At 59.0% G+C, this 11,645-nt stretch carries 9 protein-coding genes; 7 read left to right on the top strand and 2 right to left on the bottom strand.

Annotation, left to right across the window (positions count from 1 at the left end; translation table 11 throughout):
* The first annotated feature begins 308 nt into the window (after positions 1–308).
* Entirely contained in the window at positions 309–2,591 is a 2,283-nt protein-coding gene (locus tag M0D64_RS17215; RefSeq protein WP_266258615.1) for an amylo-alpha-1,6-glucosidase, read from the top strand.
* A 453-nt stretch (positions 2,592–3,044) separates the two neighbouring features.
* Positions 3,045–3,323: a hypothetical protein gene (locus M0D64_RS17210; RefSeq protein WP_266258614.1), complete on the top strand. Its 279-nt coding sequence runs from the start codon at positions 3,045–3,047 to the stop codon at positions 3,321–3,323.
* 90 nt (positions 3,324–3,413) lie between these two features.
* Here the strand turns inward: M0D64_RS17210 and M0D64_RS17205 are convergent, their stop codons facing one another.
* Positions 3,414–4,625 (bottom strand): MFS transporter, encoded by a 1,212-nt coding sequence (locus M0D64_RS17205; protein WP_266258613.1) that lies wholly within the window; start codon positions 4,623–4,625, stop codon positions 3,414–3,416.
* Positions 4,626–4,726: 101 nt separating this feature from the next.
* Positions 4,727–5,782, bottom strand: a complete 1,056-nt coding sequence (locus M0D64_RS17200) for a LacI family DNA-binding transcriptional regulator (protein WP_171927912.1) — start codon at positions 5,780–5,782, stop codon at positions 4,727–4,729.
* A gap of 223 nt (positions 5,783–6,005) precedes the next feature.
* On the opposite strand from M0D64_RS17200, the gene M0D64_RS17195 reads away from it, so the two are divergent.
* The 5 genes from M0D64_RS17195 (at position 6,006) to M0D64_RS17175 (ending at position 11,589) form a co-directional block, all read left to right on the top strand.
* Entirely contained in the window at positions 6,006–6,998 is a 993-nt protein-coding gene (locus M0D64_RS17195; RefSeq protein WP_132375561.1) for a substrate-binding domain-containing protein, read from the top strand.
* A gap of 170 nt (positions 6,999–7,168) precedes the next feature.
* Positions 7,169–8,683 (top strand): sugar ABC transporter ATP-binding protein, encoded by a 1,515-nt coding sequence (locus tag M0D64_RS17190; RefSeq protein ID WP_266258624.1) that lies wholly within the window; start codon positions 7,169–7,171, stop codon positions 8,681–8,683.
* Positions 8,676–9,689, top strand: coding sequence for an ABC transporter permease (locus M0D64_RS17185; RefSeq protein ID WP_266258612.1), 1,014 nt, complete (start codon positions 8,676–8,678; stop codon positions 9,687–9,689). Before M0D64_RS17190 ends, M0D64_RS17185 begins: the two co-directional genes overlap by 8 nt.
* Positions 9,686–10,717 (top strand): ABC transporter permease, encoded by a 1,032-nt coding sequence (locus tag M0D64_RS17180; RefSeq protein WP_154561775.1) that lies wholly within the window; start codon positions 9,686–9,688, stop codon positions 10,715–10,717. The genes M0D64_RS17185 and M0D64_RS17180 overlap by 4 nt, the downstream gene beginning before the upstream one ends.
* Positions 10,714–11,589, top strand: coding sequence for a sugar phosphate isomerase/epimerase (locus M0D64_RS17175; protein WP_266258611.1), 876 nt, complete (start codon positions 10,714–10,716; stop codon positions 11,587–11,589). Before M0D64_RS17180 ends, M0D64_RS17175 begins: the two co-directional genes overlap by 4 nt.
* Positions 11,590–11,645 lie beyond the last annotated feature (56 nt).

The following is an 11,645-nucleotide window of genomic DNA, read 5'->3' as shown; positions in this document are numbered from 1 at the left end:
GCACAGGGGCAACGCTAATAGACCACTAACAAATCAAGGAAAGGCCAAAGCCCCAAGAACACAGACAAAAGCGCCGCGCAGACGAAAAACCTGCACTTGGTGCAACCCCCCCTGCACATCCCATGCCAAACCAAAAACCAGAAACTCCTCTGTGATAAGTTCGTCTGACGCGGACAGACCCTCTACAATCGGAATCGACCAGCCAGTCCTCAGCAGCATCCGAACCCGAACCCGAACCCGAACCCGAACCCGAACCCGAACCCGAACCCGAAAGCGAACCCGAACCCGAACACCATAGGAGCGACCTGATGCAGCAGCCAGAAGCCCTCGGCGGCCTGTCCCACTCGGGCGGAATCGACCACCGCGAACCCGAGCCGGACGGCGCATTCATCCCGACGGAAAACCTCAACGTCGCAAGCGCCACCCAGCACGTGCTGAAGTCTGGCGACACCTTTATCGTCAACGACCCCCTCGGCGATATCACCGGCCACGACGACGGCCTGTTCGTCAACGACACCCGCGTCCTCTCGAACCTGCGCCTTACCTTCGGCGGCCGCGCGCCCTCGCTGCTGTCAGGCAGCGTCAGCAGCGACAACACCTCGTTCACCGCGCATCTGACCAACCGCCCCCTGCCGCCGCTCGGCGGCGACAGCACACCGGAAGGCGTGATCCACGTCGAACGCGTGCGCGTGCTCTCCGGCACCGTGCTCAACGAAGCGATCGAACTCACCAACTACGGCACGAGCGATGGAGTCGTGCCACTGTCCATCTCCTTCGCCAGCGACTTTCGCGACATGTTCGAAGTGCGCGGCCTCAGGCGCGACAAACAGGGCCGTGTCGAACCGGCGCGCGTCGAGAACCGCGAAGTGCTGCTCGGCTATATCGGTCTCGACGACGTGGCGCGCAATGTGCAGATCGCCTTCTTGCCGGAACCCGACAAGCTCTTCGCCGATCGCGCGGACTACACCGTCAAGCTGCCGGCGCAAGCGTGCGTATCGATCTATCTGTCCATCTCGGTGCAAGTCGTCGCGCAAGCCGACAAGCCTGCCGCGGGCGTTGCGCAACCCACCCATGCGGTGAGCGAAGCCCATCTTTCGCAAATCGATGCGGAGCGCCCACGCGTCGGCCGCGCTGCTGTGCGCGCCGCACTGGTCGACGCCCACCTGGTGATGCGTGAGCGCCGCCGCGTCACCGCCCGAGTGCGTTCGAGCAATCCGCTCTTCAACGCATGGATCGACCGTTCGCTTGCCGACCTGGGTCTGCTGACGACCGATCTCGCCACCGGCCCGTATCCCTACGCCGGTATCCCGTGGTTCTCAACGCCGTTCGGCCGCGATGCAATCATCACGTCGTTGCAAACGCTGTGGCTGCAACCGAATCTCGCCGCGGGCGTACTGCGCTTTCTAGCCGAACATCAGGCACGCGAGAATTCGCCGTTTCGTGACGCAGCGCCCGGAAAGATCATGCACGAGATGCGCAAGGGCGAAATGGCCGCCACCGGCGAAGTGCCGTTCGCGCTGTACTACGGCGGCGTCGACAGCACGCCGCTCTTCATCGTGCTGGCCGGCGCTTATGCGGCACGCACGGGTGATCTCGCACTGGTCGACGAACTGTGGCCGGCATTGGAGCGCGCGGCGCAGTGGGTCGCGGGCGTGTGCGACAAGAACCGTTACGGTCTGCTGGACTATCAGCGCGAGTCCGATGGCGGCCTCGCCAATCAAGGCTGGAAGGACAGCCACGATTCAGTCTTCCACGCCGATGGCCGGTTCCCCGACGGCCCCATTGCACTCGTAGAAGTTCAGGCGTATGCGAGTGCCGCCTTCGATACGATGGCCCACTTTGCCAAGCTGCGCGGCCTGCACGATCAGGCCAAGCAATACAGCGAGCGCGCGAAGAAAATCCGTCAGTGCGTCGAAGAAAAGTACTGGATGGAAGAGTCCGGCTTCTACGGCATCGCGCTCGACGGCCACGGCGAATTGTGCCGCGTGATGGCGTCGAATGCGGGCCACTTGCTCGCCTTCGGTTTGCCCTCGCGTGAGCGGGGCGAAGCGGTGGTGCACGCGCTCGACTCCACGCTGTTCCATACCGGCTGGGGCGTGCGTACGCTGGCCGCAAGCCAGGCGCGCTTCAACCCGATGGCGTACCACAACGGCTCGGTCTGGCCACATGACAACGCGCTCTGCGCACGCGGCCTGTCACGCTACGGCGGCAAGGCAGCGGCCGTGCGGCTGTTGCAGGCGCTGTTCCAGGCAGCAGTCAATTTCGACATGCGCTTACCCGAGCTGTTCTGCGGTTTCCCTCGGCGGCGGGGCGAGCCGCCTACCGCCTATCCGGTCGCCTGTCTGCCGCAAGCCTGGGCGGCGGGCTCGCCGTTCATGATGCTCGAAGCCTGTCTGGGTATCACGATCGATGCGGAGCGGCGCGAAGTCGTGATCGAGCAGCCCATGCTGCCCGAGGGCATCGACTGGCTCGAAGTCGGCGATCTGAAGGTGGGCGATTCGTCAGTGTCGATCACGTTCCGGCGAATCGGCGACAAGGTGGTCGCGTCGGCGGCCGAGCAGGGCGATGTGCGGGTGATCGCGCTGCTGTAGAACCGCGTCTTCGCGAGGCACGAAGCGCACAGGCGGCTCGCAAACGATACCTGTCCCAGGGGCGCGGGCGAGTCAGCCGAAATTGCTTCGGTTGCTCACCGGCCCAATCAAAAGGCAACTCGAGCGGAGTGCATGTGCTGATGTTCAATACGGACACAAAAAATCCATTTCCACGCAGCTGTCATCATCACTGACGGTACGTCACATACCGTATCGGTGATAGAGAATTGGGGGCTGACGGCCCCTGTGACGAGCCGATGTCCGACGGCCGGCCTGACAGAGCCGCCTTCAAATAACGCGCTTCGGATTGACCGGCAACTCGACGTTAAGCTTACAAAAGGTTACAGGAGTCGCCTCGACGTTTCACCTGCCGGTAGTTCCCTCATCTACCATCAAATTTGGGGATGTATCGAGCCGCTTGGGCGGACTACCTAACTTGAACGGAAGTGCATCATGAAACGCGCGATGGTTTTATTCGCTTTGGGAATTTGTGGTGCCAGCGCCTCAGGGCTAGCGTCGGCACATGCAGACGTCAACGTTTTTCTCGGCGTGCCCGGTCCGGTATATGTAGTGCCGCCCCCCGTTGTCTATCAACCGCCTCCAGTGGTCTATGCGCCGGCGCCGGTCTATGGCTACGGATATCAGGGCGAATACCGTGATGAACGTCGTTGGCATGACAACGGCAAACACAAGGGCTGGTACAAGCATCACGGAGACGATGACGAACAATGACACGCTGCGTAATTGTCATCTGGTGTCACGCAGGGCTCGTAACGACATTGACCGTGCCGGGTTAGGCGCACCGCTCGGCACCGTATGCAGCTAGAAGGCGCGCTTGCGGCGCAGTCCTCCACCGATAACCAGAGCGCACAGGGTCAGCAAACAGAACCCCGCTCCCGCGTAGAACGTCGCGCCGGCTCCCAGGCGGTCCCACAACTCACCTGCGACCACGCTCGCCACAAGCATCGCCAGACCGCTCATCAAATTGAAGAAACCGAACGCGGTGCCTTTCAGGTCCGGTGGTGCTGCATGCGCGACCATGGTCGCCAGCAAGCCCTGCGTGAGCCCCATATGCAGGCCCCACAACGCGACACCCAGCAGTACGACCGGCCAGTGGTTTCCATGCGCAAGTACGACATCCGATGCAATGAGTACCACTAGCCCGATGGCCAGCAGTTTCGTGTGGCTCATTGAATCGGCCAGCTTGCCAGATGGATAAGCAGACGTCGAATACACCAGGTTCATCGCAACCATAACGAGTGGCACCAGCGCCACCGGGACGCCACCCTGCATCGCGCGCAAGACAAGGAATGCTTCGCTGAATCGTGCGAGCGTGAACACCGCCCCAATGAATACAACCCACCAGTACGGCCGGCTCAGCTTCTTCAGGCTTTCGAGCTTCATCGGGTTGACGCGCTTCGCGTCCGAATGGTGCGCTGGTTCCTTGATGCCGAACACCAGCAACGACACCGCAACGAGCCCTGGAATCACAGCCACCCAGAATACGAGACGAAAGTTGTCTGCCCACAGCAGCATCAACACGACGGCGAGCAACGGCCCGAGAAACGCGCCGACCGTGTCGAGCGACTGTCGCAAACCATAGGCGGCGCCCCGCAGGTGAGCGGGCGTGATATCAGCTACGAGCGCGTCGCGCGGCGCACCCCGCACACCTTTCCCGATTCTGTCCGCGATGCGCGCCGTCAGAACGATGCCAGATGTTGGCGCGAGCGCAAACAACGGTTTGCTCAACGCACCCATGCCGTATCCGATGACCGCGAGCCATTTCCGGTTGCCAAGGTAGTCGCTGAGCGCGCCGGAGAACATTTTCACAATGGGTGCAGTCGCTTCCGCGACGCCTTCAATCAGGCCCACCATCATCGCGCTCGCGCCCAGACTCGTCACCAGGAACATCGGCAAAAGGCTGTGAATGATTTCCGAAGAAATGTCCATGAACATGCTGACGAAGCCGAGCATCCAGATACCACGTGGAATTTGGCTAAGCGTGCCGGCGCGCGGCGTGGAATTGGTCTGCATGTTTTCTCGATTCAGACGGCCTGGCGACGACCGTGGTCTTCACGGTCTCGCTTCGGAAATTACGACTGATGATTGTGACCGCAACCATTTCTAGACCGAAGTTATCGGTCAAACTCCTTCGTTTGCTCGGCTTCTTCAAACTTCTTGCCCAGAACTGTTGGCACGAGAATCAGAGAGCGGTCCGTCGAGTCATGGTTTTCGGCCAACTTGAACGCTTCAGAAATGATTGCTTGCACGTCCTGCCGCAACATGGTCACGTCGAAAGGTAGATTTGCCGCGAATGGGTCCCAGTCGAAGCAGCCAACAACCGCAGACTTCCACGCGTCGGGCGACAACGTCGATGTGAACTGAACCACCCCTTCAAACGCGGTAATCGAATTCATCAGCAAACCGGCTGGAAGTCGTCCAAGTTTTTCATAGCGAATTGAGAGTACGCGTTTGGCAGCAGCGGCGTTATATCCGCAACACTCGATTGCATCTGCAGCAGGCGTCATTTGACGAGCTTCGAAAGCGTCTCTGAATCCTGCGATACGCGTCTCGGTCGCATATTCATCCGCTACACCTCCTAGCAAGACCAACTCGTCTGGTGCCGCGCCCCGTGCCAGCAGCTTTTCAATCAGCACATCCGTAATAGCTTGAGCGCCTTTGCGGTTATCGGAAACGACCGACGGCGCACCGTCTCCTGGCAGGTCCAGATTGATGGAAGGGACGCCTGCCGCCGAACAGAGCGTGTTCAGTGGTGTCGGGTTACGCACGCCGGCGATAAATAGCAGCTCAACCCGCTGCGATAGAAGTGTTTCAGTAACGCTCACCTCGACTGCAGGGTCGCGCTGAGTGCCCACAACTATCGGACAAAGGCCACGACTACGAGCCTGCTCTTCGAAGGTCTCGGCGAGTCCCGCGAAAAAACGGTTCCGATAATGGGGAAGAACCATACCCACTAGACCCGAGCGCGATAGCCTGAGTCCTCGAGCTTTCATGTTGACGTTATACCCAAGCTGGCGGGCGCTTTCGAGTATTCGGTTCGCGGTTTCCTCCTTGATTCGATAGCGAACCCAACTCCCGTTCAACACCATGCTGACTGTAGCCGTCGAGGAGCCGGTCGCCTTTGCGACGTCATAAATCGTGGACTTGCGTCCTGGGTTGCTGCTTGCCATCAAGTTGCTCCGAGGGCATTGCGCCGTTGTGTCCCGAAAAGGTAGCCGTTTCGCGACAGTACCCAACACCAGGGTTTTTACGGCTCGACCGAACTGCTAAATAGATTCAGCATACACCCACCCGAATTGCTAAATGGATTTAGCAACTTTAGCAAAATACGAAATCGGGCCTTTTATCACTCATTTAGGGCGTCTGCGTGCCCAGGCGTCTACCGGAGGAGACATGTTCAAGAACATCATCCGCACTTTGGGTGCCGGCGCAGTCGCGCTCGCTTTGACGACGAGTTTTGCATCGGCCTCGCCTGACAAGCCTGTAATCGGTGTCGTTGTGAAGATTGGCGGCATTCCATGGTTCAACGCCATGGAAGCGGGAATCAAGAAGCGCGCTGACCAGCTCGGCGTCAAGGCATTCATGGTCGGGCCGACGAGCGCTGACCCTGCGCTCCAGGTCCGAGCAATCGAGGACTTGATTGCGCAGCACGTAGACGTCATCGGCGTCGTGCCGAACGACGCACAGGTTTTGGAACCCGTTCTTCAGCGTGCCAGAGCCGCCGGTATCAAGGTCATCACCCACGAGTCCCCGAAGCAGCAGAACGTGGACTGGGACTTTGAACTGGCCTCGTCCAAAGGTTTCGGCGAAGCCTACGGAAAACGCCTTGGCGAGGCGCTGGGAGGGAAGGGCGAATACGCCGTTTTCGTCGGTTCGCTGACCGTGCCGCTCCATAACGCCTGGGCGGATGCGGCAATCGCCTACATCAAGGCCAACTATCCCGGGATGACCCTCGTCGGGGACCGCTACGGCGTCGCTGAAGACGTGGACGCGTCGCGCAAGACTGCGCTCGACCTGATGCGCGCTCATCCTAACTTGAAAGGCATTCTTGCGTTCGGTAGCCAGGGGCCCATTGGAGCTGCTCGCGCCGTCGCGGAGCAGCAGGCGAAAGGAAAGGTTCTGGTTCTCGGGCCGTTCTCGCCTGGACAGGGCCGAAAGCTCGTCCACGACGGCGTGTTGAGCGGCGGGTACATGTGGAATCCGGAAGTCGCTGGCGAAGTGTTTGTGACGCTGGGCACGATGCTCGTAAAGGGGCAGCCGATTAAGGACGGCACGAACATCCCAGGTCTGGGTGTTGTTCATCCCGACGGTCACAACCTGATTGTCGACCAACTGGTGGACCTCAACGCCAAAACCGTTGACGACCTCGCAAAGATGGGCCTCTGACCGCAATCCTTTTGCCGAACGGGTGAGCGCAGTTGTAGCGCTGCTTACCCGGAAGTTAACGGTACGACACATCTGGTCGCCAGCCAGTCACGCGCAAGTACCATCGGAGCGTTTCCATGAGTCAACCAGCTTCCATCAACGTCCTCCGTTCTCAACGAGGTGATGCGCACATGGCACCGGGTGTGCTCGACACCGGTGGCATGCCCCTGCTCAAGCTCGAGAACATTTCCAAAATCTTCGGTGGCGTTAAAGCGCTGCGGGCCGTGAAGTTCGACGTCATGCCCGGAGAAGTTCTCTGCCTTGCGGGCGAGAATGGCTGCGGCAAGAGCACCATCATCAAGATTATCAGTGGGGTCTATCAGCCGGAACCTGGCGCAGTGATGCTCATGGACGGTGAGTCAATCGAAGGACTCGACCCGGCCAGGGCCCGTGACCTCGGTATTCAGGTCATCTGGCAAGATCTGGCGCTTTTCCCAGAAATGACCGTCGCGGAAAACATTGCTTTCGAGCAGAACCTGGGCTCTCGTCCGCGTATCGTCAGATACGGAAAGATGAAGGAGGCGGCACGCCGGATTCTCGAGCGGCTCGGAGTCTCCATCGACCTCAAGCGTTCTGTCCGCTCGCTATCAATCGCCCAGCGCCAGGTCGTGGCAATCGCCAGAGCGCTTGTTCGCGACGCACGTCTTGTCTTCATGGACGAGCCGACTGCCTCGCTCAGCCATGCTGAGACCGAAGCTCTGCTGAAAATTGTCCGGCGACTTTCTGCGGACGGAATTGCCGTGGTGTTCGTCAGCCATCGGCTCGCTGAAGTGCTAGACGTCTGCACTCGCGTGACCGTTTTCCGCGATGGACAGTACGTCGGCACCTTTCCCACCGAAGGGATGACGCAAACCCGCCTGACGGAATTGATGACGGGCCGCACTTTCGACTATGAAGTGCGCACGACAGACCTGACGAAAGCGCCGGTTGTGCTGGAGGTACAGGGGTTGTCACGAGCCCGTCAATACCATGACGTGTCGTTCAAAGTGCGACGAGGCGAGATTCTTGGCGTCACGGGACGCCTTGGCGCAGGAAGAACGGAAGTCGCATTGTCGCTTTTCGGAATGACGCGCCCCGGTGCGGGTTCCATCCAGCTCGACGGAAAAGAGATTTCGCTGCGAACAAATCGTGACGCTATCCACGCAGGGATAGCTTACGTGTCTGAAGACCGACTTCAACTCGGCCTTGTACAGCCGCAATCAATCGGAGACAACACAGTCGCGGCGGTGTTGGACAACCTTCTGGACGGCACCCATCTCATCGCTTCCAAAAAACGAAACGCGCTGATTCAAGACTGGATTCGGCAACTGGCCGTGAAAATCGGGAAACCCGACGACGCGGTCTCAACACTGTCCGGCGGAAATCAGCAGCGCATCGTGCTCGCCACGTGGTTGGCAACAAATCCGAAGCTTCTAATTCTGGATTCGCCCACCGTCGGCGTCGACGTCGGCGCCCGTGCTGGCATCTTTGCCATCATCCACAAGCTCGCTGTTGAGGGTATGGCCATCTTGCTGATATCGGACGAAATTCCGGAGGTTTACTTCAACTCCGACCGAATTCTGCATATGCGCGACGGCCGCATCGTTAAAGAGTACGTGCCGGGAACGACAACGATGGAACAAATCGAGCGAGACGTCCATGCCTGATTTCCGCAAACTCGGAATCGGTTCGATTGAGGCTCTGCTGATTCTCGTTATCGCCATCATGGTGATTGGCCTCAGCCTTTCAACCTCGACATTCCTTACTCTTCCAAACCTGTTCGACCTGCTTAATCAGAGTTCCGTCAACATCATTTTCGCAGTCGGGCTACTGGTCGTGCTGATTGCTGGTGGCATTGATATCTCATTCGCCGTCGGCGCATCGGTGGTCCAATACCTCACTGCGTTGACAGTGTTGCGACTCGGTGGTGGTAACTGGGCGCTAGGCTTCATTGTCTCTGCCTGCTTCGGCTTCGTGCTTGGCTCCATCAACGCCACGATTATCTACAGATTTCGCATCGTCTCGATTGTCGTGACGATTGCCACGTTCAACGTGTTTTTCGGTGGATTGATGTTTCTCACGGGCGGGGTGTCCATCTACGACCTGCCGGACTGGTGGACTAATAGAGTCTCTATTATCAATTTCAACACCGCGAGTGGTAATGCGAATCTCGCACTGCCCGTGGCCGTGATGGTCGTCATGGTCATAGCAACATGGTTTCTGCTGCGGCGCACGACAACCGGTCGACAGCTCTACGCCATGGGTGACAACCCCGAGGCGGCGCGACGCGTGGGGGTCAACATAGGTGCGATGCATTACATCGCTTTTGGCTGGCTCGGCATGATGGCGGGGATTGCCGGACTCATGCAAGCCCACTACGTGCAGGAAGTCGTTCCGAACGCGTTTTATGGCCGTGAACTGGATGTGCTCGCTGCTGTGGTGCTCGGTGGTGCAAGGTTAGGCGGTGGGCGCGGCACAATCCTCGGCGCCATCCTTGGCATCCTCCTGACCGCTATCACCGCCAACGGCCTGAACTTGCTAGGTATCTCGCCGTATGCGTTCAAGATGATTATCGGCGCCATCATTCTTATCGCCATTACGTTGTCGAGCGGAGGTTTCGCCAAGCTCGTCGGAACGCGATTCACGTCACAAAGCGTAAAGGCCTCGTCATGAAAATGTCCTCATCTCAACGCGCGGCCGCGCCGCTCGTACCCGCAGACGTCGCCGGCTTGCTTGGGTTTCTGCTCCTCGTCATCGCAGTCCTGAGCTTCGCATCTGAGCGTTTTTTCTCAGCGAGCACATTCGTGTCGGTAGCGTTCCAGTTGCCGGAACTCGGGTTCTTTACGCTGGCCATGCTGATGCCCTTGATTTCCGGTGGCTTCAATCTCGCGGTGACTTTCACGGCGAACATATCGGGGTTGGCGATGGCGTGGGTGCTTCATACGTACGGCGGAGCGGACGCCGGCGCCGTAGCCATCATCCTCGGCATTGCTGCCGCATTGGCCACCGGCTCCGCAGCCGGTTGGGTGATGGGTGCCGTCATTGCACGCACCGGAGCAAGCCCAATCCTCGTGTCTTTATCGATGATGATTTTCTTGCGCGGATTAGGGGAGTTCCTCACACGTGGGGGCGACATCTCCGGGTTTCCGCCGTTTGTGCGCGAAATGGGCAACGGCGTCTTCCTCGGCGTACCGATTCCCCTCCTGATTTTTCTCGGCTGCGCATTACTTTGGCACGTTGTCATGACACGGTCGCGGCTAGGTTTCGCCACACGCATGATTGGGTCAAATCTGGAAGCAACGCGATATTCCGGCATCGCGACGACACGCGCCGTCACCCGAATCTACATGCTGTCGGGGCTGATGTGCGGCGTCGCCGGTGTGGTGATGGCGGCCCAGTTCAACTCGGTTCGCGTTGGCCATGGCGAGGCCTTTCTGCTCATCTCCGTGCTTGCGTGCTTCCTGGGTCGCGTCGACCCATTCGGCGGCTTTGGCCGCGTGGTTCCGGTCGTGATTGCACTTGTAATTCTGCAGGTTATCGCTTCAGGCCTCAATTTGCTCGGTGCCAACCAACACCTGGCGACTGCGTTGTGGGGTGTCTTCTTGCTTGCCGTGATGCTCTTCCGTTGGGCATGGGCGAACAGCATTTCGAAAACTTTGGTCCGCAGGCGCGTGACCGCATCTGAAGGAGTGACACAATGAATAAGCTTGGCGTACACGCACTGGTATGGGCTGGCGATCTCACCCCCGAATCGACTCGCAAGGTTTTGAGCCAGACCAAAGCCGCTGGGTTCGACCTGGCTGAACTGTCCTTGCATGGTCCGAAGGTCATGGACCTGGCGCTCACGCGGGATTTGCTGCAAGAGCATGAGCTGGATATCGGTTGCTCGCGCGGTCTCACCTTTGATGCGGACGTGTCCAGCGAGGATTCAGCTACGGTCGCACGCGGGGTTTCGATGCTGGAGGAAGGTATCAGCGTCACGGCAGAGCTGGGTGGAGGCTACTTCGGCGGGATTCTTTACGGCGCGATGGGAAAATACAACGCACCGGTTACCAAACAAGGTCGCCGCAACGCGATTGATTCGCTCAAGCGCATTGCTGATTTCGCGTTGAAGAAGAACGTGACGCTTGGGCTTGAAGTGGTAAATCGCTACGAGAGCAATTTACTGAACACTGCATCGCAGGCGCTTGCCATGATTGACGAAGTCGATGCGCCTAATGTTGTCGTTCATCTCGATACGTACCACATGAACATTGAGGAGTCCGATTTCATGCAACCGGTTCTGCAATGTGGCAAGCGTCTTGGCTATGTTCATATCGGGGAAAGCAATCGCGGGTACCTCGGGTCGGGGACTATCGACTTCTCTCAGTTCTTCCATGCACTCGCCATGATTGACTACAAGGGAGTCGTGACTTTTGAGAGCTTTTCGTCGACGGTCGTCAACGAGCAGTTGTCCAATGCGTTGGCAATCTGGCGCAACTTGTGGGACGACGGTATGGACTTGGCGAAACATGCGCGGGAGTTCATCGCGGGTGGCATCAACGCCGCCGCGCGAGCAAAATCGCACCACTAGACGCCCACCGGGTGACGTAAGTGTCGCGACAGCACAATGCGTTGAGAAATGTTGAT

This window comes from Paraburkholderia sp. WS6, from assembly GCF_030464835.1.
Lineage (GTDB): Bacteria > Pseudomonadota > Gammaproteobacteria > Burkholderiales > Burkholderiaceae > Paraburkholderia > Paraburkholderia madseniana.
Note: the sequence above shows the minus strand (reverse complement) of the source record. Positions and strands in the feature narration are given on the sequence as shown.